This window comes from Lentzea sp. NPDC055074 (genome assembly GCF_053608005.1).
On record NZ_JBSGUQ010000018.1, the window covers coordinates 175,526 to 200,101 of the forward strand.

Annotated in this window: 27 protein-coding genes; 11 read left to right on the forward strand and 16 right to left on the reverse strand. The window is 70.8% G+C overall.

From position 1 onward, the window contains the following. Nucleotides 1-79 precede the first annotated feature (79 nt). The 3 genes from ACWF7A_RS33475 to dmpG are packed head-to-tail and all read left to right on the forward strand — an operon-like array spanning nt 80 to nt 2,774. Entirely contained in the window at nt 80-859 is a 780-nt protein-coding gene (locus ACWF7A_RS33475; protein ID WP_452254504.1) for a 2-keto-4-pentenoate hydratase, read from the forward strand. Then, nucleotides 856-1,773 (forward strand): acetaldehyde dehydrogenase (acetylating), encoded by a 918-nt coding sequence (locus ACWF7A_RS33480; protein ID WP_452254505.1) that lies wholly within the window; start codon nt 856-858, stop codon nt 1,771-1,773. Before ACWF7A_RS33475 ends, ACWF7A_RS33480 begins: the two co-directional genes overlap by 4 nt. Continuing rightward, nucleotides 1,770-2,774 carry a 4-hydroxy-2-oxovalerate aldolase gene (gene dmpG / locus ACWF7A_RS33485; protein ID WP_452254506.1) on the forward strand — a complete coding sequence of 335 codons (1,005 nt, stop codon included), beginning with the start codon at nt 1,770-1,772 and terminating at the stop codon, nt 2,772-2,774. Before ACWF7A_RS33480 ends, dmpG begins: the two co-directional genes overlap by 4 nt. Here the strand turns inward: dmpG and ACWF7A_RS33490 are convergent. From ACWF7A_RS33490 to ACWF7A_RS33505, 4 genes are read right to left on the reverse strand one after another with little or no spacing between them, the layout of a single operon-like run. After that, nucleotides 2,758-3,687, reverse strand: coding sequence for a DODA-type extradiol aromatic ring-opening family dioxygenase (locus ACWF7A_RS33490; protein WP_452254507.1), 930 nt, complete (start codon nt 3,685-3,687; stop codon nt 2,758-2,760). The two genes, dmpG and ACWF7A_RS33490, sit on opposite strands and share 17 nt — an antisense overlap. After that, entirely contained in the window at nt 3,687-4,571 is an 885-nt protein-coding gene (locus ACWF7A_RS33495; protein ID WP_452254508.1) for an alpha/beta fold hydrolase, read from the reverse strand. The genes ACWF7A_RS33490 and ACWF7A_RS33495 overlap by 1 nt, the downstream gene beginning before the upstream one ends. Then, on the reverse strand, nt 4,568-5,110 hold the full coding sequence (locus ACWF7A_RS33500; protein WP_452254509.1) for a cupin domain-containing protein: 543 nt from the start codon (nt 5,108-5,110) through the stop codon (nt 4,568-4,570). Before ACWF7A_RS33500 ends, ACWF7A_RS33495 begins: the two co-directional genes overlap by 4 nt. A 27-nt stretch (nt 5,111-5,137) precedes the next feature. Continuing rightward, nucleotides 5,138-5,905 (reverse strand): SDR family oxidoreductase, encoded by a 768-nt coding sequence (locus ACWF7A_RS33505; protein WP_452254510.1) that lies wholly within the window; start codon nt 5,903-5,905, stop codon nt 5,138-5,140. 39 nt (nt 5,906-5,944) lie between these two features. Here ACWF7A_RS33505 and ACWF7A_RS33510 point away from each other — a divergent pair, with 39 nt between their 5' ends. The 4 genes from ACWF7A_RS33510 to ACWF7A_RS33525 all read left to right on the forward strand — a co-directional run bounded on the left by ACWF7A_RS33510 (nt 5,945) and on the right by ACWF7A_RS33525 (nt 9,084). Beyond that, the gene (locus ACWF7A_RS33510) at nt 5,945-6,727 is read left to right on the forward strand and encodes an IclR family transcriptional regulator (RefSeq protein WP_452254511.1); all 783 of its coding nucleotides are present in this window, start codon (nt 5,945-5,947) and stop codon (nt 6,725-6,727) included. Between the two features lie 77 nt (nt 6,728-6,804). Further along, nucleotides 6,805-8,310: a flavin-containing monooxygenase gene (locus ACWF7A_RS33515; RefSeq protein ID WP_452254512.1), complete on the forward strand. Its 1,506-nt coding sequence runs from the start codon at nt 6,805-6,807 to the stop codon at nt 8,308-8,310. Beyond that, nucleotides 8,270-8,728, forward strand: a complete 459-nt coding sequence (locus tag ACWF7A_RS33520; RefSeq protein ID WP_452254513.1) for a cupin domain-containing protein — start codon at nt 8,270-8,272, stop codon at nt 8,726-8,728. Before ACWF7A_RS33515 ends, ACWF7A_RS33520 begins: the two co-directional genes overlap by 41 nt. Further along, nucleotides 8,725-9,084 (forward strand): nuclear transport factor 2 family protein, encoded by a 360-nt coding sequence (locus tag ACWF7A_RS33525; protein WP_452254514.1) that lies wholly within the window; start codon nt 8,725-8,727, stop codon nt 9,082-9,084. Before ACWF7A_RS33520 ends, ACWF7A_RS33525 begins: the two co-directional genes overlap by 4 nt. Nucleotides 9,085-9,114: 30 nt before the next feature. Here the strand turns inward: ACWF7A_RS33525 and ACWF7A_RS33530 are convergent, their stop codons facing one another. From ACWF7A_RS33530 to ACWF7A_RS33550, 5 genes are all read right to left on the reverse strand, one after another. Further along, the gene (locus tag ACWF7A_RS33530) at nt 9,115-10,911 is read right to left on the reverse strand and encodes an FAD-dependent monooxygenase (RefSeq protein WP_452254515.1); all 1,797 of its coding nucleotides are present in this window, start codon (nt 10,909-10,911) and stop codon (nt 9,115-9,117) included. 3 nt (nt 10,912-10,914) lie between these two features. Next, entirely contained in the window at nt 10,915-11,271 is a 357-nt protein-coding gene (locus ACWF7A_RS33535) for a putative quinol monooxygenase (RefSeq protein ID WP_452254516.1), read from the reverse strand. 201 nt (nt 11,272-11,472) lie between these two features. Next, nucleotides 11,473-12,501: a 6-phosphofructokinase gene (locus tag ACWF7A_RS33540; protein WP_452254538.1), complete on the reverse strand. Its 1,029-nt coding sequence runs from the start codon at nt 12,499-12,501 to the stop codon at nt 11,473-11,475. Nucleotides 12,502-12,576: 75 nt separating this feature from the next. Continuing rightward, nucleotides 12,577-13,089 (reverse strand): polyadenylate-specific 3'-exoribonuclease AS, encoded by a 513-nt coding sequence (locus tag ACWF7A_RS33545; RefSeq protein ID WP_452254517.1) that lies wholly within the window; start codon nt 13,087-13,089, stop codon nt 12,577-12,579. Between the two features lie 21 nt (nt 13,090-13,110). Then, complete coding sequence (locus tag ACWF7A_RS33550; RefSeq protein WP_452254518.1) at nt 13,111-13,845, reverse strand: lysophospholipid acyltransferase family protein; 735 nt, start codon at nt 13,843-13,845, stop codon at nt 13,111-13,113. 221 nt (nt 13,846-14,066) lie between these two features. Here ACWF7A_RS33550 and ACWF7A_RS33555 point away from each other — a divergent pair, with 221 nt between their 5' ends. Then, complete coding sequence (locus ACWF7A_RS33555) at nt 14,067-14,546, forward strand: hypothetical protein (protein ID WP_452254519.1); 480 nt, start codon at nt 14,067-14,069, stop codon at nt 14,544-14,546. A 44-nt stretch (nt 14,547-14,590) separates the two neighbouring features. Further along, a complete protein-coding gene (locus tag ACWF7A_RS33560; protein ID WP_452254520.1) occupies nt 14,591-14,716 on the forward strand; it encodes a hypothetical protein in 126 nt (41 codons plus the stop codon). Nucleotides 14,717-14,915: 199 nt separating this feature from the next. On the opposite strand, the gene ACWF7A_RS33565 is transcribed toward ACWF7A_RS33560, so the two are convergent. The 7 genes from ACWF7A_RS33565 to ACWF7A_RS33595 all read right to left on the reverse strand — a co-directional run bounded on the left by ACWF7A_RS33565 (nt 14,916) and on the right by ACWF7A_RS33595 (nt 19,492). Further along, nucleotides 14,916-15,134 carry a DUF2945 domain-containing protein gene (locus tag ACWF7A_RS33565; RefSeq protein ID WP_452254521.1) on the reverse strand — a complete coding sequence of 73 codons (219 nt, stop codon included), beginning with the start codon at nt 15,132-15,134 and terminating at the stop codon, nt 14,916-14,918. Nucleotides 15,135-15,231: 97 nt separating this feature from the next. Beyond that, nucleotides 15,232-16,230 (reverse strand): ROK family glucokinase, encoded by a 999-nt coding sequence (locus ACWF7A_RS33570; protein ID WP_452254522.1) that lies wholly within the window; start codon nt 16,228-16,230, stop codon nt 15,232-15,234. Beyond that, complete coding sequence (locus ACWF7A_RS33575; protein WP_452254523.1) at nt 16,230-16,580, reverse strand: hypothetical protein; 351 nt, start codon at nt 16,578-16,580, stop codon at nt 16,230-16,232. Before ACWF7A_RS33575 ends, ACWF7A_RS33570 begins: the two co-directional genes overlap by 1 nt. A gap of 15 nt (nt 16,581-16,595) precedes the next feature. Next, on the reverse strand, nt 16,596-17,804 hold the full coding sequence (locus ACWF7A_RS33580) for an ArsA family ATPase (RefSeq protein WP_452254524.1): 1,209 nt from the start codon (nt 17,802-17,804) through the stop codon (nt 16,596-16,598). Next, entirely contained in the window at nt 17,801-18,241 is a 441-nt protein-coding gene (locus ACWF7A_RS33585) for an SRPBCC family protein (RefSeq protein WP_452254539.1), read from the reverse strand. The genes ACWF7A_RS33580 and ACWF7A_RS33585 overlap by 4 nt, the downstream gene beginning before the upstream one ends. Nucleotides 18,242-18,264: 23 nt before the next feature. Next, nucleotides 18,265-19,053 carry a metallophosphoesterase family protein gene (locus tag ACWF7A_RS33590; protein ID WP_452254525.1) on the reverse strand — a complete coding sequence of 263 codons (789 nt, stop codon included), beginning with the start codon at nt 19,051-19,053 and terminating at the stop codon, nt 18,265-18,267. A gap of 58 nt (nt 19,054-19,111) precedes the next feature. Then, complete coding sequence (locus tag ACWF7A_RS33595) at nt 19,112-19,492, reverse strand: polyketide cyclase / dehydrase and lipid transport (protein WP_452254526.1); 381 nt, start codon at nt 19,490-19,492, stop codon at nt 19,112-19,114. Nucleotides 19,493-19,590: 98 nt separating this feature from the next. Here ACWF7A_RS33595 and ACWF7A_RS33600 point away from each other — a divergent pair, with 98 nt between their 5' ends. Next, nucleotides 19,591-21,387, forward strand: a complete 1,797-nt coding sequence (locus tag ACWF7A_RS33600) for an AMP-dependent synthetase/ligase (protein ID WP_452254527.1) — start codon at nt 19,591-19,593, stop codon at nt 21,385-21,387. Between the two features lie 249 nt (nt 21,388-21,636). Then, a complete protein-coding gene (locus ACWF7A_RS33605; protein ID WP_452254528.1) occupies nt 21,637-24,504 on the forward strand; it encodes a BTAD domain-containing putative transcriptional regulator in 2,868 nt (955 codons plus the stop codon). Nucleotides 24,505-24,576: the final 72 nt, after the last annotated feature.

The following is a 24,576-nucleotide window of genomic DNA, read 5'->3' on the forward strand; positions in this document are numbered from 1 at the left end:
ACTCGATCGTGCCACTGAGTTCCGGTCAGCGGAACTCCGGAGTGCCCGCACAGGCGGATCCACCGCCACGATGTGCGGCATGAGTGAAGTCCGAACTGCAGCGGAGCGCCTCGCGAGAGCCGCGCGCGAGAAGGTCACGTGTGCGCCCGTGCGGGACGTCATCGGCGAGGCCGAGGCCTACGCGGTCCAGCAGCACAACATCGCCGCGCGCGTCGCGGACGGCGCCGAGCGGGTCGGGCGCAAGATCGGCCTCACCTCGCCGGCGGTGCGCAGGCAGCTCGGCGTGGACCAGCCCGACTTCGGGGTGCTGCTCGACGACATGGCGTTCAAGGACGGCGCCGTGCTGCCGACGCACCGGCTGTTGCAGCCGCGGGTCGAGGCCGAGGTGGCGTTCGTGCTGAAGGCCGACCTCGCGGACGGGCCGTTCGACGAGCAGAAGGTCGCCGAGGCGGTCGGGTACGCCCAGGCGTCGCTGGAGGTCGTGGACAGCCGGATCGCGGCCTGGGACATCACGTTCGCCGACACCGTCGCGGACAACGCCTCGGCCGGGCTCTACGTGCTCGGCGCGCAGGAGAAGACGCTGGACGAGGTCACGCCCAGCGCGGTGTCGATGGTGCTCACCGTCAACGGGGTCGAGCGCTCGACCGGCGCCGGCGCGGCCTGCATGGGCGACCCGCTGACCGCGCTGGCCTGGCTCGCCACGACCGCCGCGGCGCTCGGCGACCCGCTCAGAGCCGGTGACGTCGTGCTCAGCGGCGCGCTCGGCCCCGTCGTGCCCGTCCAGGCGGGCGACGAGGTCGAGGCGACCATCACCGGCCTCGGCACGGTCCGGGCGACGTTCGGGAAGGAGAGCTCGTGAAGGTCGCGATCATCGGGTCGGGCAACATCGGCACCGACCTCGTCATCAAAGTCCTCAAGCGGTCCAGCACCCTCGAAGTGGCGGCGCTGGCGGGCATCGACCCCGAGTCCGACGGCCTCGCCAAGGCAAGGAGGCTCGGCGTCGCCACCACTTCGGACGGCATCGACGGCCTCGTCGCCATGCCGGGGTTCGACGAGATCGAGATCGTGTTCGACGCCACCTCGGCGGGCGCCCACGCGAAGCACGCCGAGGTCCTGGCCGCGCACGGCAAGCGGGTCATCGACCTCACCCCGGCGGCGATCGGGCCGATGGTGGTGCCGACGGTCAACCTCGACGAGCACCTGAACGCCCCCAACGTCAACATGGTCACGTGCGGCGGCCAGGCCACGATCCCGGTCGTCGCCGCGATCAACACCGTCACCCCCGTGCCGTACGCGGAGATCGTCGCCTCGATCTCGTCGCGCAGCGCGGGTCCCGGCACCCGCGCGAACATCGACGAGTTCACCGAGACGACGGCGCGAGCCATCGCGGACGTGGGCGGGGCGCTCAAGGGCAAGGCCGTCATCGTGCTCAACCCGGCCGACCCGCCGATCACCATGCGGGACACGGTGTTCGCGCTCGTCGACGCGCCGGATCCCCAGACGCGGCACCGGATCCGCGAGTCCGTCGAGCACATGATCGCCCAGGTCGCCGCCTACGTCCCCGGTTACCGCCTCAAGCAGCCCGTGCAGATCGACCCGGTCGAGCAGCCGCACACGCTCACCGAGCAGCCGGTGACGCACCAGGTCACCGTCCTGCTGGAGGTCGAGGGCGCGGCCGACCACCTGCCCGCCTACGCGGGCAACCTGGACATCATGACCAGCGCGGCCCTGCGCGTCGCGGAGACGATGGCGAAAGCGGTGGTGCGCGCATGAAGCTCTACCTCCAGGACGTGACGCTGCGGGACGGCATGCACGCCCTGCGGCACCGCATCGACCCGAAGAAGGTCGCCGAGATCGCCAGGGCACTGGACCAGGCCGGTGTCGACGCCGTCGAGGTCTCGCACGGCGACGGCCTCAGCGGCGGCTCGCTCGTCTACGGCCCCGGCAGCCACACCGACTGGGAGTGGATCGAGGCCGCCGCGGAAGCGTTGACACAGGCCAAGCTCACGACGCTGCTGCTTCCGGGCATCGGCACGCTGCACGACCTCAAGCGCGCTCACGGCCTTGGCGTGCAATCGGTTCGCATCGCCACGCACTGCACCGAGGCCGACATCTCCGCCCAGCACATCGCCGGCGCGCGTGAGCTCGGCATGGACGTGTCCGGGTTCCTGATGATGAGCCACCTCGCCGAACCGCAGGAGCTCGCACGTCAGGCGAAGCTGATGGAGTCCTACGGAGCGAACTGCGTCTACGTAACGGATTCCGGTGGTCGCCTGCTCCCTCACGACGTCCGAGACCGCATCCGTGCGTACAAGGACGTCCTCGACGACAGCACCGAGATCGGCATCCACGCGCACGAGAACCTCTCGCTCGCCGTGGCGAACTCGATCACCGCCGTCGAGGAGGGAGCCACGCGGGTCGACGCCTCGCTGGCCGGACTCGGTGCGGGAGCGGGCAACTGCCCCGTCGAACCGTTCGTCGCCGTCGCGAACCTCCAGCGGTGGCAGCACAACGCCGACCTGTTCGCGCTCCAGGACGCGGCCGACGACCTGGTCCGGCCGATCATGGACCGCCCGGTCCGCGTCGACCGCGAAAGCCTCACGCTGGGCTACGCGGGCGTCTACGGCTCGTTCCTCAGGCACGCCGACACCGCCGCCCAACGCACCGGCGCCGACGTCCGCACCCTCCTGCTGGAGGCGGGACGCCGGCGCCTGGTGGGCGGTCAGGAGGACATGCTGACCGACATCGCCCTGGACCTCACACGGCGAACGTAGTTCCGATGCCCATGCCCGTGATCCACTCGGGCACGGGCTCGTAGCTCGTCCACACCAACGGGAGGCCGACGGCGACCTGCCCGATGAGCCAGCAGCGGATCTCGTGCCCGCCGCTGCCGGCGTTGTCCTCCAGCGCCTCGTGCCCGAGGGAGGCGACCTCACCGGGCGAACCCGCCACCAGCCGGTCGAGGAACCACTCGTCCCACACCGCGTTCACGCGCGCCTCCGGGTTACCTCCCATGGCGCGCACCCGAGGCTCCCGCGCGGCGGCGAACTCCTTCGCGTAGGCCCGGCCCCGGATCAACGACTCGCGCCGCTCCCCCACCACCGAGGGATCGCGCGGGTCGTTGGACGGCAACCAGTGCGACAGCCCGCCGGAAGCGACCACCAGCACCCGTCCCGGGAACGCCGACGACCGCAGCGCGGCCCCCAGCGCACGCCCCAGCTCGACGCACCGGTCCAGCGACGGCAACGGTGGCGCGGCGGTGTTGACCACCAGCGGCACCAACGGGAGCGTCGTGCCACCGGTGATCATCTCGTAGCTCTGCACGATCCCGTGGTCGACGGTCAGCGAGTACGACAGCGACACGTCGAATCCGGCCTCGGCCAGACCGCCGTGCGCCGACCAGGCGAGGGTTTGCTCCACCGGTAACGGCCCCGAGCTGCTGCCGAAGTCGCCGAACCCCACCGCCTCCTCGACGCCGAGCACGAACGGGGGCATCACGTCGTAGAAGTTGGCGTGGAAGTGGTCCGGCCCGATCACGACGATCGCGTCGGGTTCCAGCTTCTCCACGGCCAGCCGCACGCGGTCCGCGTCGCGCAGGAACACCGAGCCCGGCCCGGCGCCGTCCGGCGGCAGCAGCGTGGCGAACGGGCTGTGCGACATCCCCGCGAAGCCGATGATCTCCGCCATCAGGCCGGGTCCTTTCCGTGCAGCAACCAGGTGCGGTGCATGTCGAGGAACTCGGAGACCTTCTCCCACTGCGGCCAGTGCCCGGCGTCGTCGATGACGTGCAGCCGCGCGTCGGGAAGCCACCCGAGCAGCATGTCGGCCTCGTCCAGCCCGCCCGTCGGGTCGTGGCTGGTCCACAGCAGCAACGTCGGCGCCGCGACCTTGCCCACCCACTCCGGGTCCCACGCGAAGTCCTTGCGCACCATGGGGTCCTGCAACACCAGCGTGTTCGTGATCGCCTGCACGAACCCCGGCCGCGAGTACACCTGACGGCGCAGGTTCACCAGCTCGTCGGTGACCATCTCCTTGTGGTGGAACAGGAACTCCACCCGCCGCCGCACGGTCTCCTCGCTGGGGTCGGTCACGGCGGCCATCGTGCTGTCCCGCATGCGTTGCATGACCTCGGGCTTGTTCGCGATGTTGCCCGGTGTGTTCAGCACGAGCCGGTCGACGCGGCCGGGGAAGTGCGCGGCGACCCACGCGACGACCCAGCCTCCCAGCGACTCGCCGGACAGGTGTGCGCGGTCGACGCCCAGCGCGTCCAGCAGCCCCACGAGGTGCTCGGACAGCACGTCGATCGTGTACGGCAGGTCGGGCAGGTCCGACCAGCCGTGGCCGATCATGTCGTAGGCGGTGACGTGGAAGTCCTCCGCCAGCCCCGCGATGTCACGCGCGTAGGCCTCCAGGTGGCCGCCGGTGCCGTGCAGCAGCACGAGCTCCGGCCCGGACCCGGCCTGCAGGACCCTCGTCCGCACGGTGTGGCCGCGCACCGGGACGTCGACGTGCCGCACGACGTGGTCCACATGCGACAGTTCGCCCCAGATGCTGACGTGCTCCGGAATCACTGGTCCTCCCCAGAGGAGTCGGATGCTGGTGTGTCGAAACGGGCGCGGGCCTCGGCGAAGGTCGCGAGGCCGGCGCTCTGCCTGCGGGCGAGCCCGAAGAGGGCCAGGAGCCGGGAGTTCTCGATGGTGAGGAACTCCACCGGATGCTCCGGGGAATCGTTGTAGTGGCGGTGCCACGTCCACGGCGGCGTGTAGACGAACGAGCCGGAGGTCCACGACACGGTCTCGAACGAGTCGGGTTCCGCGTGCTGGATCTCGCTGTGCCCGTCGCCGGAGATCACGAAGTGCACGGTCTCGTGGTAGTGCCGTTGCATGTCCGAGCTCTCGCCCGGCGGAATGACCTGCCGGAAAAGCTCGAACGTCGACGTCGGCAGCTTCCCCGCGATCCGCAGCGTCGTCGGGTTCGGCACGGCGCCCGGCGGGATCGTCGCCAGCTCGTCGTCGTGCACGACCAGCGGACGCGCACCGTCCGGCCGGACCGCGTGCGTGAGCGCCCCGAGGAAGTCGGTCATGGCGAAGTCGGGTCCTGAGGTGGCCAACGCGTTCCCCTTCAGCCTGTTCTTGTCTCACACGGTGTCGGTGCGGCCGCCGTCGACGGTCAGCACGGTGCCGTTGACGTACGAAGCCTGCGGTGAAGCCAGAAACGCCACGGCGGCGGCGATCTCGCCCGGGTCGGCGGCGCGCAGGGCCGGGATGTCGGCGAGGTCCTGCGCGGCGGCGGTGTCGAAGTCCACGCCCGCCGCCTCGGCCCTGCGCCACAACACCTCCATGCGACGCGGGGTCGAGGTCGCGCCGGGTGCGACGCAGTTGACCGTGACACCGTCCGCCGCGAACTGCCGTGACGCGAGCTTCATCGCCGACGTCACGGCAGCGCGCAGCACCGTCGACGACGCCAGGCCGGGTTGCGGCTGCCGCACCGCCGTCGACGTGATCGCGACGGCCCGCCCGAACCCTCTGGCCGCCATCGCCGGCAACGCCTCCCGCAGCAACGCGAGCGGGCCGAGCAGCAGCAGGTCGAGGTCGCGGTGCCACTGCGCGTCGGTGACCTCCAGGATCCCGCCGGGTGACGGGCCGCCCGCGTTCACGACCAGCACGTCGAGCGACCCGTGGCGGTCGACGACCTCGTCCACGACCGCGGCGGCCTCGCCCGGATCGGCGAGGTCGCAGACCACGTGGTCCGCGCCGAGCGCCGCGCCGGTGTCCTTCAACGTCGATTCGGTGCGTCCGGCCAGCACGACGCGGTGACCGCTCTCGACGAGCGCCGCGGCCGTCGCCGCACCGATTCCGCCGGCGCCGCCCCCGACGAGCGCGACCCGCGTGGTGTTTCCGTCCATGGGCTCCTACAGTCGCCGTGTGCGAATGGGCGACCAAGGATGAGTCCCAGTGACCGGGACTCGCAGTCAGGCGAGCCGAGCGGTTCACTCGAACGCGCGGCGGCGATCCTGGACTCCTTCGACGTCGCGCACCGGGAGCTCGGCCTGGCCGAACTGGTGCGCAGGTCCGGGCTTCCCCGCTCGACGGTGCACCGGACGGCGGCGCGCATGATCGAGCTCGGCTGGCTCGACAAGCCGGACGACCGCTATCGGATCAGCACGGGCCTGTTCAAGCTCTCCAGCCTGGTTCCCGTGCGGCACGAGCTGCGCGAGGCCGTGCTGCCGTTCCTGCAGGACCTGTACGCCGCGGCCCGCGTGACGGTGCAGCTCGGCGTGCTCGACGGCACCCGCGTGCTGGTCGTCGAGAAGATCACCGGGCACCGGCCGATGCCGATGCTCGACCAGGTCGGCGGGATGATCCCGGCGCACTGCTCGGGCCTCGGCCGGGCGATGCTCGCGTTCTCCGACGCGTCCACTGTGGACGCAGTGATCGCCGCCGGCCTGGAACGCCGCACTCCCCGCACGATCACGAGCCCGACGGCGTTGCGGCGCGAGCTCGCCGCGATCCCGGACCAGGGCTGGGCCTACGACCGCGAGGAGGGCAACGTCGGCATCAGCTGCATCGCGGCGCCGATCTTCAGCGCCGGTGGCGGGGTCGCCGCGGCGTTGTCGGTGACCGGTCCGAGCGCGGCGGTGCGCCCGGACCGGATCGGGCCCGCCGTGCGGATGGCGGCCGCGGCGGCGACGCGCGCCTACTCGACGCGGCGCTGGGAGTCCCACTAGCCGGGACTCCCGGTTGGTCGCGGACTCGCGCGAGCTCCACAGTGTGGGCCGTCACATCCTCACTCAGGAGGACCAGGATGCGAGTCGCGATCATCGGCGCCGGAGTCGCCGGCCTCACCACCGCGAAGGTGCTGCTGCAGGCAGGGCACGAGGTCGAGGTGTTCGACCGGACACCGGACGTCGGCGGCGTGTGGAGCCGCACGAGGCGTTATCCCGGCCTCACCACGCAGAGCCCGAAGGCCCAGTACTCGTTCTCGGACTTCCCGATGCCGAAGGACCTGCCGGAATGGCCGACCGGCGAGCAGGTGCAGGCGTACCTGGAGGCGTACACGTGGCACTTCGGTGTCGACGCGTGCCTGCGGCTGGAGACGACGGTGACGTCCGTCGTGCCCGTGGACGGCGTGTGGGAGCTGACCACGCACACGGGTTCGAGGTACCGCTACGACCGCGTTGTCGTGGCCAACGGCGTGTTCTGCGAACCGCTGGTGCCGGACTTCCCCGGCCGTGACGAGTTCGAGGCCGCCGGTGGACGGGTGCTCGCGGGCACCGAGTTCCTCGACGTCGAGGAGGCGCGGGACAAACACGCGCTCGTCGTCGGGTACGGCAAGTCGGCGTGCGACGTGACGGTGCCGATCAGCGGCGTCGCGGCGAGCACGGACATCATCGCGCGACAGCTGCTGTGGAAGGTCCCGCGCAAGATCGCCGGCACCGTGAACTTCAAGATGCTGCTGCTGACGCGCATGGGCGAGGCGCTGTTCCGCTACCGGTCGCTGCGCGGGTTCGAGAAGTTCCTGCACGGCCCGGCGAACGGGATGCGGCGCTCGATGCTCAACTCGCTGGGCTCGGTGTCGGTCAAGCAGTTCGGGCTCGCGAAGCACGACCTGGTGCCGTCCGGGCAGATGGAGGACATCGTCAAGGGCGCGATCGGTCTCGCCACCGAAGGGTTCTTCGAGGGCGTCGAGTCGGGCGAGATCCGCGTGCACCGCGACAGGACGATCGCGCGGCTCAAGGCCGGCGGCGCGGAACTCTCCGACGGCACGGTCCTGCCCGCCGACCTCGTCGTGTGCGCCACCGGTTTCACGCAGGGCGTGCCGTTCCTTCCCGAACAGGTGCAGCGGCGGTTGTTCGACGAGCGCGGGAACTTCGCGCTGTACCGGCAGATCCAGCCGATCGACGTGCCGGGCCTGTACTTCAACGGCTACAACTCGTCGTTCTTCAGCCCGCTCAACGCGGAGATGGCGGCGCTGTGGATCGCGGCCGACCTCGCGGGAGCGCTCTCGCTGCCGGACGCCGCCACGCGTCAGGCGGACGTGACCGCGCAGCTCGCGTTCATGGACGGCGCGACGAACAAGCACCACTGCCGCGGCACGAAGATCATCCCGTTCTCGATGAAGAACGCCGACGAGGTGCTCGCGGACCTGGGCCTGCAGATCGGGAGGCTCACCCGCGCGTCGCACTGGCTCAACCCGATCGCGCCCTCGGCGTACCGCGAGGTGACGCCCCAGCTGCTCGCCCGTCTCAGTCGAATCGAGGTTGGAGACCATGGAAACCCCCGTGAAGCATCACGTCTACCGCAGCGGTGAGGGCACGAACGTCGGCGCGATCGGCCTGGGCATCTACACGCGGCTGACCGGCGCGGACACCCAGGGCGCCTACTCGCTGTTCGAGTACGTGGTGCCGCCGAACCTCGGCGGGCCGCCCACGCACGTCCACTCCCGCGAGGACGAGCTGTTCACGTGCGTGCAGGGACGGGTCGTGGTCGAGCTCGACGGCGACGAGCACGTGCTGGGGCCGGGCGACTCGCTGCTGATGCCGCGCGGGGTGCCGCACATGTTCCACAACCCGTTCGACGAGGAGACGCGCGTGGTCGCCGTCGTGTCGCCGCCGGGGCTGGAGAACTACTACCAGGCGTTGTCGGAGCTGCCGCCGGGACCGCGGGACATGAAGCTGGTCGCGGAGATCATGGTGCAGCACGGCCTTTCGTTGCAGAAGAAGCCATGAGCCGCGCCGAGATGGTGCGGCAGATGTGTGCCGCCGTGGATTCCGGTGACGCCGAAGCGTTCGGGGCTTGGTTCGCTGACGACGCCACCTACGTCTTCGGCAACAACGAGCCGTTGATCGGTCGTGCTGCCGTGGTCGCGGCCACCGCCGGTGCGGCCGGGGCGTTGCCGTGGGTGCGGCACGTGGTCGACCAGGTCGCGGAGGTCGGCGACCAGTTGTTCTGCCGGTTCACCATCGAGACCGAGGCGCCGGACGGGAAGCAGCTCGCGTTGCCGTGCGTGACGGTGATCTGGATGTCCGGCGAGGAGATCGTGGACTACCGCGTCCACATGGACCTCTCTCCGGCGATGGCGTGAAGAGGGGCCCGGTTCGCCGGGCCCCTCTTCCTATGCGGCGCGGACCTGGGAGACCGCCGGGCGGCGGAGCCGGGCGAGGAAGCGTTGGCACGCCTCGAAGTCGAGCTCGTCGCAGCGCCAGGCGACGTGGCCGTCCGGCCGGATGACGTAGAGGGCCTCCGAGTCCGGTTCGGTGAGGCCGTAGTGCTCGAACACCTGCGCCGAGTCGGCCCGGTGCACGCGGTCGTCCTGCCTGGCCTCGACGCGGGCGACCAGGTGGCCGCGGACGCCGAGGTCCTGCAGCCGGGCCGTCGTGGCGGTGATCTCGTCGGCGGTCAGGTGCTTGCGGGACAACGCGACGACGTGCAGCTGGTAGTCCTGCAGCAGGTCGAACACCTGCTCGCGGTCGTTGATCCTGGCGTCCGGGACGCGCTGGCCCGCGAGCGGTCCCCGCAGCGAGTAGAGCAGCTCGTTGACGTTGATCTCGCTGGGCCGGTAGCCGAGGCTGATCTGGCTCAGGCGGTGGAACGACCTGCGATGCGGGATCGGGGCCGCCGACATCCGCCCGACCAGGAACGGCCCCGCGGTGTCGCGCAGCCACGCCCGCCAGCCGCGCAGGCCCGCCGCGACCCGGTAGAGCCGGTCGGTGAACTTCAGCAGCCGGACTCCCGCCGGATGCCGTTCCGCGGAGTAGGTGTCGAGCAGGTCCACGCCCCCGGTGATCGCCGCGGCGAGCTTCCAGGCGAGGTTGGCGGCGTCGTGCAGACCCGTGTTCATGCCCTGGCCGCCCGCCGGGGAGTGGATGTGGGCGGCGTCGCCGACGAGGAAACCCCGGCCGCGGCGGTAGTCGTCGACGCCGCGCAGGTGGACCTGGTAGCGGCTGGTCCAGATCGGCGCGCTGAGGGTGACGTCCAGGTTCATCGCCTTGCGCAGCTCGGCCTGGAGGGTGGCGAGGTCGAACTCGGCGGCGGGGTCGCCGAAGTCCGTGACCATCACCCGCGAGGTCTCGGCCCCCTGGAGGGGCAGGAACAGGCCGATGCGGTCGCGGTTCACGAACACCCGGAAGTGCGCGTGGTCGAGCGGCCACTCGACCCGGCAGTCGGCCAGGAGGTAGCGCTGGCCGTACTTGTCGCCGTCGAACGCGAGCCCGAGCCGTTGCCGGACGGTGCTGTGGGCGCCATCGGCTCCGACGACGTACTGGGCGGTGATGGTGCGGTCGCCGACGACCGCGGTGACGGTGTCGGCGCTCTGGGTGAGGTCGGTGAGCCTGGTGCCGCGCCGGACCGTGACGCCGTGCCGGGCGAGGTCGCGGAGCAGCACCTCCTCCACCTCGGACTGCGGCGCCATCAGGATGAACTGGTACGGCGTGGTCGCGGCCTTCGCGCGGTCGAAGTCCAGTCCGCCGACGTGCCTGCCCCGGATGTGGAAGCGGATGCCCGTGGTGACGACACCGCGTTCGAGCAGTTCGTCGGCCAGCCCGATGCTCCTGAACAGCTCGACCGTGCGGGCCTGGACTGCGAACGCCCTCGACTCCGTGGCCGGTCCGGCGTTGGCGTCGACCACGCAGACCTTGACGCCCTGACGGACGAGCAGTGCCGCCGTCATCAGGCCGCTCGGGCCGGCGCCGACGACGAGCACGTCGCAGTCGTGGCGGGCCGCCCGCGGTCCGGTGGACTTCGGTGGGGCGACCGTCGGTTCCGGCCGGGTCCGCGACTTGCCCAGGTTGGCCAGGAAGCCACCGCCTGGGCGGGCGGTGACCTGCGGCAACGGGTTGCCGGTGAGCCTGCCCCACATCCTGCGGGTGAGCAGGAAGAGCAGGGTGACGATGGCGAAGATCAGCAGGCCCACGGGTCACCTCACCGCCGGCAGGGTGCTGGACATGCGCAGGAACTGCTGGCGCAACGGACCCGCGACCAGCGGCTGGATCGCCCGGACGAACTCCTGCACGTACGGCTCGGCGAGGTGCTTCTCCAGGTCCTGCTTCGACCGGAACGCCTCGTAGATCACGAACTGCGACCGGTTCGCGCGGTCGCGGTGGACGTGGAACTCGATCGAGCCCTCTTCGGCGCGCAACGGCTCGACGAGACCGAGGATCAACGCCTCGACCTCGTCCTCGTGGCCCGGCTTGGCCTGGGCGAAACCGAGGTGGGTGTACGGCCCTGTCTCGTCGGCGTCCGGCTCGGGCAGGACGACTCGCGCGTCGCTCATCGGGTCTCCTCAACTGCTCAACGGATGGTGAATTCACCTTCGCAGTGAGCGAGAGCCCGATCACAACACGAGTCCCAGCGAGCGGGACCCGGCAGCCCTTATGCAAAAGACGTTTGCGGTCGTCCGCAAACGTCTTTTGCACAACTGATATATCGGATATTGGATTTCGCCGAATCGGGCCTGGCCAGGCCCCGATCAGACTCAGGCGCCGAAGAAGACCTCGGCCTCTTCGTAGCGCTCCGTCGGAACGGTCTTGAGCTCAGCGGTCGCCTCGGACAGCTTCACGCGCACGATGTCGGTGCCGCGCAGAGCGACCATCGTGCCGAAGTCACCGGCCGCGACGGCGTCGACGGCGTGCAGGCCGAAGCGGGTCGCAAGAACGCGGTCGTAGGCGGTCGGCGTGCCACCGCGCTGGATGTGGCCGAGGACCGCCGCGCGGGACTCCTTGCCGGTGCGGTCCGCGATCTCCTCCGCGAGCCACTGGCCGACGCCACCGAGGCGGACGTGACCGAAGGCGTCGCGCTCACCGGAGTGCAGCACCTCGGCGCCGCCCTCGGGGATCGCGCCCTCGGCGACGACGATGATCGGCGCGAACTCGCTCTCGAAGCGGCGCTCGACGTGCTCGACGACCTTGTCGACGTTGAAGGGGCGCTCGGGGACGAGGATGACGTTGGCGCCACCCGCGAGACCCGAGTGCAGCGCGATCCAGCCCGCGTGACGGCCCATGACCTCGACGACGAGCGCACGGTGGTGCGACTCGGCCGTGGTGCGCAGGCGGTCGATGGCCTCGGTCGCGATGTGGACGGCCGTGTCGAAGCCGAACGTGTAGTCCGTGGCGCCGAGGTCGTTGTCGATCGTCTTCGGCACACCCACGACGCCGATGCCGTCGTCGGTCAGGCGCTTGGCGACACCGAGGGTGTCCTCGCCGCCGATCGCGATGATCGCGTCGATCTGGTTCGCCGCGATGGTCTCGCGGATCCGGTCGACACCGCCCTCGACCTTGTAGGGGTTCGTGCGCGACGAGCCCAGGATGGTGCCACCGCGGGTCAGGATCTCCTCGACGTCCGCGAGGTCGATCGACTTGGTGAGGTTCTCGATCGGGCCCTGCCACCCGTTGCGGAACCCGACGATCTCCCAGCCGTGTGCCTTGATGCCCTTGCGGACCACGGCCCGGATCACGGCGTTCAGACCGGGGCAGTCACCACCGCCAGTGAGCACACCGATGCGCATCTGCTTCCCCATCTCTCGTGTTCTGTGTCACGCAGACTTTCACGAGCTGTATCGGTGCAGCAACGCGGGTCTCACTTACCGGACGGGAAACCCGATTTTCTGCCGCTGCTCCTCGATCACCTTCCAGCGCGCGAGGTTGTGCCGCGCGTCGGCGAGGGCGTCGTGCGCGTCCGCCGGAGGGGCCGGCAGCTTGGGGCGGCCGACGTCGTCCCAGCGTTGCCGCAGGTCGCGGGTGAACCGGGGCAGCGCGCGCGGCAACGCGGGCATCGCACCCCACAGCTGCGCCAGCGCCACGTGGTCGTACGCGGCGAACCACGCCCACAGCTCGACCTCGTCGCGCGCGGCGTTGCGCGCGCCGAGGAAGTCGAGCAGGTCCTCGCGGATGCGGGCACGGCTGCGCCACGCCTTGTCCGCGGGCGAGGGCAGCTGGTTGAGGACGTTCTGCCGCACCCACGGCCCCGCGCGATCGGGGTCGAACTCGGTGGACACGGCGTAGAACTCGCGGCCTTCCTCGTCGACCACACCGATCGACACGAGGTCGATCGTCAGCCCGTCCTCGATGAACTCACAGTCGTAGAAAAACCGCACCGCGACACCCTAGGGGTGCGGTCAGCTCGCCTTCTTCTCGGGCACCCGGTCGCCCTTCTTGCCCTGTTCGGGCACGTCGGGCGTCTGCTCCTTGGCCTTGGCCGCGTAGACGTCGACGTACTCCTGATCGGACAGCTCCATCAACGCGTACATGATCTCGTCGGTGATGGACCGCAGCACGAACCTGTCACCCGACAGCCCCTCGTAGCGGGAGAAGTCGAGCGGCTTCCCGATCTTGATGCGGATCGGGTACGGCTTCCACATCTTCGAGCCGATGGGGTTCGCCTTGTCCGTGCCGAACATCGCCACGGGGATGACCGGCGCACCGGACTCCAGCGCGATCCACGCGACGCCGACCTTGCCCTTGTAGAGGCGAGCGTCGGGCGAGCGCGTGCCTTCGGGGTAGATGCCGAGCAGCTTGCCCTCGCGCACGATCCGCACGCCGGTGTCGAGCGCCCCCTGCGCGGCGGACGCGCTGGACCGGTCGATCGGCACCTGGCCGACGCCGGAGAAGAACCACTTCTGCAGCTTGCCCTTGAGCCCCGTGCCCGTGAAGTACTCGATCTTCGCGGGGAACGTCACCCGCCGCGACAGCATCAGCGGCAGGAAGAACGAGTCGGAGACGGCGAGGTGGTTGCTCGCCAGGATGGCGCCGCCGTCCTTCGGGATGTTCTCGGCGCCCTCGATGATCTTCGGCTGGAAGAACAGCCGCAGAATCGGTCCCAGGAGGACGTGCTTCATCAACCAGTACAGCACCTTGGGAAGCGCCTCCCTTAAGACCCCGCGAACCTTGATCCCGACATTCAGCCTACGGAGCCGACGGCACCTCACACAACGAGTCCCAGGTTTGTGGCCCGCCGTCGTGTCACAAGGCCGATCCGGGGACTGTGACTGGGCCGACTGCCGTAACCCGCAACACATCGCGCCCGTGCAACGATGAGGGGTCAGTGGGTTGCGGCTTTGTGGAGAGGCTCTGGATGAACGCCCGGCGCGACTCGACCGACGGACCGGAGAACGTCGACGAGCTCTTTGCCGAGATCGTCGCGGGTCTCGAACGGGACGGGGTCGGCAAGGACTGGCTCGACCTCGACGAGGTGGGCCCGGACAAGCACTCGGAGACCCGGCACGGCGAGGCCGAGCCGCGCACGGCCGTGGCCGACGACCCGGTGCCGGAGCCCGCCGACGAGCCCGAACTGCGAGATCCGGCGGACGAGGACCACTACGTGCCGCCGGAGCCGCCGCCGTTCCCGGTCCTGCGCGCCTCGACGCTCGCGGCCCTCGGCCTGTTCGTGCTGGGCATCCTCCTGCTGGTCGCTCCCGGCATCTTCGGCCTGCAGGCGCGCATCGGAACGCCGCTGTCGCTGGTGGCGCTGTGCGCGGGCGTCGGCTGGCTGATCCTGCGCATGCGCAACACCCCGCCGCCGGACTCGGGATGGGACGACGGCGCTCAGGTGTAACGACGTGATAACGGCCACTCAAACCTTCAGATAACGATTCGGTCATGCCTACCGTGTCCGGCATGGACCAGATGCAGCACCTGATGATGGCCCGCGCCATGGCGACCCTGAGCAAGAAGGACGCGCCCAAGCGCCATCGTCCGCGCATCCTGCGCCTGCTCGGCCGCTAGTCGCCCTCGCCGGCACTCCGCCGGCCGTTCGACTGGTGTTCGCGGCGGGCGAACAACCCCGACACGCCCGCCGCGACACTCCCCAAAATCGATATATCAGTGGAGCTGACCTGCACCCTTGCAACAGGTCTTTGGACTTCGTCCGCAAAAGACCCGTTGCAAAGGCCTGTGGCGGCAGGCTGCCCGCAGCGCTCGCGGATCAGCTGGAACGCTTTCGCAGCGCGGACGGCTTGTGCACCGCGTCCCGGCCGCTCTTCGCGCTCTCCACGCGGTACTGGGGCTCGTCCTCCGAGGCCTTCACCTTGCGGCCCGCCGCCTGCTTCTCCTCGGTGATCTCTTCCTTCACCTCGCCGTGGGTCGTCGAACCGTGGCTCGACCACTCGACCTCGTCACCGGGCTTGTACGGATGCTTCGTCATGCCACACGGGTACCCCACTCGGACGAACCAACCCGGGCGGGTGGACCACCATGACCGATCCGGTGAGTCGATCGGGCACGCCTCCTGGAGAAGCAGCTCAGGAGCGGCGCAGGTGGTTCTTGGCCGCGCGCGTGACCATCTGGGTCGTCAGCTGGGCGGCCGACTCGCGGGCCAGGGTGGCCGCGCCCACGATGCCCGCGTCGTCGCCGAGCTGCGCGGTGCGGATCCGGGCCAGCGGACGGTGGCCCGCTCCCGTCACGACGGAGGCGTAGCGCTCGCGCGCGTCGTCGAGGAACAGCGGCGCCGAGGTCGACACCCCTCCCCCGATGACGATCACCTCGGGGTCGTAGACGTCCGCGACCAGGGCCAGGCCCTCGCCGAGCCAGCGGGCCAGGTCGGCCATCGCGCGCTGGGCCAGGGGGTCGCCGTCGCGGGCCGCGCCGGCCACCCGTCGGCCCGTCACCGCGCGGGAGTCGCCCGCCGCCTCACGGGCGAGGACGGTCGAGACGCCGGGGTGCTTGGCCAGCAGTTCCACCGCGGTCGCGCTCAGGGCCGTGCCGCTGCAGTAGCGCTCCCAGCAGCCGTTCTTGCCGCACGGGCAGGGGCGTCCGTCCGGGACGACGCGCAGGTGGCCCAGTTCGGGGGCCACGCCGTACGCGCCGCGGAAGACCTCGCCGTTGAGCAGCAGCGCGGCGCCGATGCCCGTGCCGATGGCGACGAGCACGGCGGTCTTGGCCCCGCGGGCCGCGCCGAAGCGGTGTTCGGCCAGGGCGGCGGCGTTCGCGTCGTGTTCGAGGACGACGGGCATGCCCAGGCGGTCGCTCATGCGGTCCGCCACGTCGGCCTGCCTCCACGCCAGGTGCGGCGCGAACCGGACCGTGCGGCGGTCCGAGGCGATGAAGCCCGCGACGGCCAGCCCGACGGCGTTCACCGTGTGGCGGGCGGCCACCTCCTCGACGGCGGCGACGATCGCGTCCTCGAGGGCGCGCTCGCCCGCGGGCGTGGGGGCGCGGGACGTGTCCAGCACCGAACCACGCGGGTCCACGACTCCGGCGCGCACGCTGGTGCCGCCGATGTCCACTCCGACGGTGAGCACTACTCGGACTTCCTGACGACCTTGATGTGCTGCACGCGCTGGCCCGGTTCGGGCGCGGGCTCGTCAGCGGACGGAGGTGACGGTGGCGGGGTGCCGGGCTCGCGCAGGGCCGCGCGCAGCACCGCCACCAGGCCCGCCGCGTGTTCGGCGGCCTTCGCGGCCAGCTCGGAGCGGTCGCCGCGCAGCAGCGCCACGCCGTTGCACAACGGGCACCAGCCGCACGTCTCGGGCGTGTGCGCGCCGTCGCCCGCCTCGGAGACGCGCTGCAGCCACGGCTGCATGCGTTCGGCGGCCGTGTCGATGAGCAGCCGCAGCTCCTCGGCGAGCTTGCCGTTGTTGTCCTGGGTCATCTGCAAGCTCCTGAATCAGCGCCAGAGGGAAGGGTCCGGGCGGAACCCCACCGTGACGCCACCCGAGTCCATCTCCGCACCGGTGACGATGCAGCGCCTCAGCAACGACGGCAGCGCGACGAGCCGGCGCCGGCCGTCCACCGTCAGCGCCAGGTCGTCGCCCACGCGCGCGAGGTCCAGCTCCGTGTCGTCGGCCAGCGGCAACGCGATCCGCAGCGAGTACCGGGCGTCGAGCCCGCGCCCGCTGCCCGACACCTCCAGCAGCGATTCGGCGACGGCGGCACCCGGCAGCGGGTCCGAGTCGCCGTAGAGCTGGTCGGCGACCTCCAGCAGCGCCGCCACGCCCACGGGCTCCGACGCGCGGTGGTCAACCGTGCGGATCTCGCCGATCCCGGTCAGCTCGGCCAGCACGGCGTCCTGCTCGTGCCGGCGGGTGCGCAGCCACGTGGCGGCGGCACCGCGCGCGGCACCCGGCGAGGGCACCAGCCGGTTCGCGATCACGCTGTCGACCCGGATTCCCTGCAACGCCAACGCGGTCAGCGTGCGGCGGGTCTCGGCGGCGACGACGCGTTCGGGCGTCAGCACCAGCCGCACCGAGCACGACGACGCGTCCGTGAGCATCGAGCGCAACGCGTCCAGCCGCTCGGCGAGCCTGCTCAGCGCGTCCGCGGTCGCGTCCCACTTCTCGACGGTCCCGGTGCCCGCGACGCCCGCGAGGAGGCCCCGCACGACGCGCCGGTGGGTCGGGAAGAGCCGTTCGAGGTAGCCCGCGAACGCCTCGGGCAGCGACAGCAGCCGCAACGTCTCCGCGGTCGGACCGCAGTCGACGACCACGACCTCCCACGGCCCGGACGCGGCCAGGCGCCGCACCTCGGCGAGGGCCAGCAGCTCCTCGACGCCCGGCAGCACGGTCAGCTCCTCGGCGTCGAGCTCGTCGACACCGGCGCCCGCCAGCACGGTCCGCAGGTGCCCGCGCAGGTCGCCCCAGGCCTCGTCGACGAGGCCGCGCGGGTCGATCTGGCAGGCGAACAGGCCGTCCGATCCGTCTACTTCGGACGGTTCGGCGCCCAGGCGCACGTCGAGGGCGTCGCCCAGCGAGTGCGCGGGATCGGTCGAGACCACGAGCGCCTTGCGGCCGTGCGCGGCCAGCGAGGCGGCCGTGGCGGCCGACAGCGTCGTCTTGCCGACCCCGCCCTTGCCGGTGAAGAGCAGGACCCGGCTCAAGCCGCCTTCTCCGCGCGCTTCTTGAGCTCCTTGAGCGCGGTGTCGAGGATCAGCTTCTCGGCCTTGCGGCGGAACAGGCCGATCATCGGGATCACCAGCTGCACCGACAGCGTGTAGGTGACCTTGGTGCCGGTCCCGGACGGCGCCAGCACGTAGCTGCCCTGCTGCGCCTTCTGCATGGTGCCCTTGACGAGCTCCCACTTCACCGACAGACCGTCGGCGGACCAGTCGTACTTCAGGGTGTACTCGTCCTTCACGGGACCCTGGTCGATCGCGAACCGCACCTGCTCGGCACGGCCGTCGTCGCGGGTGTCGAGGACCTCGACTTCCTTCATCCCGTTCGCCCAGTCCGGGTACGACGGGAAGTCCGCGATGATCGCCATGATCTTCTCAGGCGGAGCGTCGATGACGATGGACTGAGTGGACTCGTCGGCCATGAACGTGGAGGTTACTCGCGTGGTCACCAGTTGAGGACGTGAGGCTTGCCGCTGCGCTGGAAGTGACCCACGTTGATGCACTCGGTGTAGCCGACGCGGACACGCCTGGCCAACGGCTGGTGCACGTGCCCGAACACCGACCAGCGCGGCCGTTCGCGTTCGATCTTGTCCAGCGCGGCCCGTGACCCCCATTCGGGGCGGCGCGCCACGACGTCGTAGGTCAGCTCCGGCACGAGTGGCGGGATGTGCGTGCACAGCACGTCGACCTGCCCCATCCGCTCCAGCGCCGACGCCATGTCCTCCTCCGAACGCAGGTACGGGAACCACGGCGCGTTGGGGTTGCGGACCAGTCCGGGCACCATCAGCCCGCCGCCCGCGAAACCGAACCTCAGCCCGCCGATCTCCGCGGCCTCCCCGTCGAGGACGTGCACGCCGTCACGGGCGAACTGCGGCCACAGCTGCGGACTGTCCACATTGCCCGGTGTCGCGTACGTCGGCGCGGACATGGCGCCGAACAGCGCGTGGTACTGCTCCAGCACCGCTTCTTCCACGACGGAACGGGCGTCGGCGAGCCCGTCCCACAGCGATCGGATGTAGCCCGCGGTGTCGGCGCGCCGGGTGCCGCGGCGCAGCTCGGCGAAGATCCCGACCTTCTCCGGCCCGAAGACCTGGCCGAGGATCCCCTTGGAATGGTCGTGGTAGTCGACGAAGTCGATCAGGTCGCCGAGCACGACGAGGGCGTCCGCGCCGTCACCGGCGCGCGCGAGCGCCTCCGCGTTGCCGTGCACATCGGAAACCACGTGAACCCGCACGGTTCCAACTTAGTTGACGCCGCATGGGGGTGTTCTGTGAGACGCGCGTCAAGCAAGATCACCCTGCTGGCGGGCAGCCGGCCGGACGGCCGTCCTCCAGAGTCAGTTTGAGCCCCAGCGAGACGGACTTCGCGTCGAGCTGACGGCGTTGCACCTCACGACGGGCGTCGCGGGGTGTGAACGACCCGGTGGGCGAGTCAGCGCGGAGGAAGTAGTGCACCACGGTGCCGTCGAGGACGGGCTCGAGCCAGACCTCCATGGTGCCGACGAGCGCGCCGCCGACCGTCCAGCGCAGGCCTTCCTCGCCCCTGTCGGCGTAGACGTCCAGCTCCAGATCGGGCCAGAAGGACCGCCACGACGAGGGCGGCGCGAAGGCTGCGGCGACCACCCTGGGTGGTACCGCGAGGAAGGTTTCGTCCACGACGTCCACGCTGGCCATAAGGACAAAAGGTAACGGAAGGGCGTACCCACCTTTGTATCGCCGGAATCACACGCTAGGTTTCCCCACCAGTAACATTTCACCGTACGGAGGTTGACGTGCGCGAGTTCAGCGTCCCCGCCACGGCCGCAGTGGCTCCGGAGGAGAACCTCACCGACATGGTGTGGGCCAACGCGGAGCGCTTCGGCAACGCCGTCAGCTTCCGCAGGCAGGTCGACGGCACCTGGGTCGACATCACCGCGCGTGACTTCGCCGCGCAGGTCACGGCCGTCGCCAAGGGCATGATCGCCGCCGGTCTCGAACTGGGCGACCGCGTCGGGCTGGTCTCCAAGACCCGCTACGAGTGGTCGCTGCTCGACTTCGCCATCTGGGCGGCGGGCGGCGTCGTGGTACCGATCTACGAGACGTCGTCGGCGGACCAGATCGAGTGGATCCTGTCCGATTCCGGCGCAACGGCGGTGTTCGTCGAGGCGTCGTCGCACCGCGCGATGGTCGACGACGTCGTCGGCAAGCTGCCCGAGCTGCGCCACGTGTGGCAGATCGACGGCTCGGCCCCCGCGGTCGACGAGCTGACCGCGCTGGGTGCCGAGATCACCGACGAGCAGGTCCACGAGCGCCGCAAGCAGCTCCAGGCCGACCACACGGCGACGCTGGTCTACACGTCCGGCACCACCGGCCGCCCCAAGGGCTGCACGCTGACGCACCGCAACCTGCTGTCCGAGGTGCGGTCGGCGCTGTCGCGGTTCCCGGAGATCCTCACGGCCGGCAACTCGCTGCTGCTGTTCCTGCCGCTCGCGCACATCCTGGCGCGTGCCCTGGCGATCTCCTGCGTGTACTCGCGGGTGACCGTCGGCCACACGGCGGACGTGAAGAACCTCGTCGAGGACCTCGGCCAGTTCCGGCCGACGTTCGTCGTCGCGGTGCCGCGCGTGTTCGAGAAGGTCTACAACGGCGCGAAGCAGAAGGCGCACGCCGGCGGCAAGGGCAAGATCTTCGACGCCGCCGAGGCCACCTCGGTCGCGTACAGCTCGGCGCTCGACAACGGCGGTCCCGGTCTCGGCCTGCGGATCAAGCACGCCGTGTTCGACAAGCTGGTGTTCACGAAGCTGCGGGCGGCCCTCGGCGGTCGTGCGATCGCGGCGGTCTCCGGTGGCGCGCCGCTGGGTGACCGGCTGTCGCACTTCTTCCGCGGCGCGGGCATCCCGGTCTACGAGGGCTACGGCCTGACCGAGACGTCGGCGGCGGCGTGCGTGACGTTCCGCGGCCAGGAGAAGGTCGGCACGGTCGGCCTCCCGGTGCCCGGCACGTCGGTGAAGATCGCCGAGGACGGCGAGATCCTCATCAAGGGCGACATCGTGTTCACCGGCTACTGGAACAACGAGGCCGCCACCAAGGAGGCCTTGGAGGACGGCTGGTTCCACACCGGTGACATCGGCGAGCTCGACGGCGACGGGTTCCTGAAGATCACGGGCCGCAAGAAGGAGATCATCGTCACCGCCGGTGGCAAGAACGTCTCCCCCGCGCAGCTCGAGGACCGGATCCGGGCGCACCCGCTGATCTCGCAGTGCATGGTCGTCGGCGACAAGCAGCCGTTCATCGGCGCGCTGATCACGATCGACCCGGAGTTCTTCCCGTCGTGGAAGGAGTCGCACGGCAAGCCGGCCTCCGCCGAGGTCCCCGACCTCATCGAGGACGCGGACCTGCTGGCCGAGATCCAGGCCGTCGTGGACGAGGCGAACAAGTCGGTGTCCAAGGCGGAGGCGATCCGCAAGTTCCGGGTGCTGCCGGTCGACTTCACCGAGGCGGGTGGCGAGATGACGCCGTCACTGAAGCTGAAGCGCTCGGTCGTGGCGACGACCTACTCGGCCGACATCGACGCGATCTACGCGAAGTAACAGCAGGTCGAATACGCGAAAGGCCCAGGAGCTGAGAGAGCTCCTGGGCCTTTCGACCCCCAGCGATCGTGATCCGCGGAACTTTCCGCCGAACCCGAGAAGTGTGTTGCCCCGGCCCCCCGACCGGGACATGCAGAAGAGTGCCGTACGGCGCTGACGTATCGCTGACGCGCCGATGTCACTCGGCGACAGCGCGCCAATAGGCTGTGAGTCAGACGGGGTAGATCTGGCTCGCACGAGAGGTAGACGATGGTCTCGGGTCCGCAGTTCCGGCTGCTCGGCCCGATGGAAGTACGCCTGGAGAGCTCCGCCGTCGTGCTGCGCGCCGGCAAGCACCGGGCATTGCTGGCGGCGTTGCTGCTGCGGCCGAACCGCGTCGTCCCCGTGACGGAACTGGTCGAGCACGTGTGGGGGGACACACCGCCGGCGCGCACGCGGGGCACGTTGCAGACGTACGTGATGCGGCTGCGCGCGGCGCTGGGTGACCCGTCGCTGATCCAGACGGCCGCGGACGGCTACCGGATGCGGGTGGACCCGCTGGCGGTGGACGCGCACCTGTTCGCGGACGCGGCGGCTCGCGGACGTGCGGCGGCCTCGGCGGAGGACCTGGTCACGGCGCGGAAAGCGTTCGCTGAGGCGTTGGAGCTGTGGCGCGGTCCGGTGTTGTCGGACGTGCCGTCGGAGACGTTGTACTCGGAGCACGCGCCGCGGCTGACCGAGATCCTGATGACGGTGCACGAGCAGCGGATCGACGTGGAGCTCGCGCTCGGCAACCACGCGGACCTCGTGCCGGAGCTGTTCGGGCTGACGCGGGACCACCCGTTGCGGGAGCGGTTCTGGGCGCAGCTGATGCTCGCGCTGTACCGCAGCAGCAGGCAGGCGGAGGCGCTGGAGGCGTTCCGGCAGCTCGACCGGACCCTCGACGACCAGCTGGGCATCGACCCGTCGGAGGAGCTGCGGTCGTTGCACCAGGCGATCCTGGTGGGGGCGCCGGACCTGGCCGCGCCGGTGGTGGAGCGGGAGCCGGAACGCGTGCCGTCGTCGTCGATGCGGCTGCCGGACGACATCGCGGACTTCACCGGGCGGTCCTGGCACGTGGAGCGGGTCTCCGGGCTGATCACGGGCGGGTCGGTGCCGATCGTGACGCTGGCCGGGCCGCCGGGGGTGGGCAAGACGACGCTCGCCGTGCGCGTGGCGCACCTGCTGCGGGACCGGTTCCCGGACGGGCAGCTCTACGTCGACCTGCGCGGGTACGCGCTCGGGGCCCCGGAGGACGGGGTGGACGTGCTGTCGCGGTTCCTGCGGGCGCTCGGGGTGCCGCCGGACGAGATCCCGCCGGACGCGGACGAGCAGAGCACGATGCTGCGGTCGTTGCTGTCGGGGCGGCGGATGCTGCTGGTGCTGGACAACGCGTCGGCGCCGGACCAGGTGCGGCCGTTGCTGCCGGGGACGGCGTCGTGCCGGGTGATCGTGACGTCGCGGGACGACCTGCGCGGGCTGATCGCGTTGAACGGCGCGCGGACCGTGCCGGTGGACGTGTTCTCGGTGGCGGAGTCGGCGTCGTTGCTGGAGAAGCTGCTCGGGCCGGGTGACCACGCGGAGCTGGCGGAGCGGTGCGGGCACCTGCCGCTCGCGTTGCGGGTGGCGGCGGCCTACCTGGCCGGCCGTGACGACGTGACGATCTCCGGGTCGCCGATCGAGCTCGCCTACGCCGCCCTGCCGCCCGCGCCGCAGCGGTTGTTCCGGCTGTTGTCGCTGGTGCCAGGGCCGGACTTCACGCCGGAGGCCGCGTCCGCGCTGGCCGACGTGGACGCCGAGGGCCTGCTGACGGTGCTGGCCATCGCGCGGCTGGTGGTGTCGCCGGTGCCCGGTCGCTACCGGTTCCACGACGAGCTGGTCCGCCACGCCGCCGCGTTGCGGGAGGAGGCGGACAGCCCGGCGGAGCAGCAGGCGGCGTTGACGGCGCTGCTGAACCACTACCTGCGCGGCGTCGAACGCTGCGCCGAGCTGCTCTACCCCGGGATCGTGCGGCTGCCGTCGTCCGCGTCGGGCCCGGCGCCGCGGATCTCGACGTCGGCCGAGGCCCTGGCGTGGCTCGACGCGGAACGCCCGAACCTGATCGCCGCCATCCGGCACTCGGCCGAGCACGGCCCCGCGGTGACGGCCTGGCAGCTCGCGGACGCGTTGCGCGGCTACCTCTGGATCGGCCAGCACGTCGGCGAGTGGCTCGCGACGGCGCACCACGGCCTGCAGGCAGCCCAGCAGTCCGCGCACCGCCCGGCCGAGGCCGCGATGCACGCCAACCTCGGAACCCTCTACCTGCGGCTGGGTGAGTACGCGCGTTCCGTCGAGCACCACGACCACGCCATCGACCTGTACCGGGAGCTGGGCGACAAGGACGCCGAGGCGGGCGCGCTCAACAACCTCAGCCTCGTGCACCGCCGCTCCGGCGACCTGGTCGCCGCCCGCGACACCCTCGTCCGCTGCCTCGACATGCTGCGCTCGGCGTCCGCGGACAGCGTCAGCACCGGCCTGTACAACCTCGGCCAGCTCGCCGTGGAGCTCGGCGAGATCGACAGCGCCGTCGACCACTTCTCGCAGGCGCTGGCCCTGGCCCCGAACGCCGACAGCCACACCTACCTCGGCATGGCGCTGCGCCTGCAGGGACGCCTGCCCGAGGCTCGTGCCCACCTCGAACGCGCCCTGGAGATCGGCAACGTCCCCGCCGGCGAGTCCGAGACCCTGGAGAACCTCGCCGCCCTGGAGCTCGCCTCCGGCAACCCGGTCGCGGCCCTGTCCCTCGCCTCACGCGCGCTGTCCCTCGTGGCCGACGGAGGCGACCAGCAGGTGGCGACGTCGGTCCGGATCACGCTCGGCGAGACCCGCCGCGCCCTGTCCGACCTCGACGCCGCCGCCGACCTGTTCGGGCAGGCCCTGACGACGGCCCGGCGGATCGGCTACGCCTCGGGCGAGGTCCGCGCGCTGATCGCCCTGGCCCTGGTGCTGCGGGACCTCGACCGCCTCGCCGACGCCCGGTCCGCCGCCGAGCAGGCCGCGCGGCGCAGTGCCGAACTGGGACTGCGCGCGCTGGAGAACCGGGCCCGCGAACTGGCCTGATCCGGTGGCCACCGGTGTGCGCGGAGGACGGCGGCGAGCCACGTGAGCGCAGGCACGCTGGGTCGAGCCGGG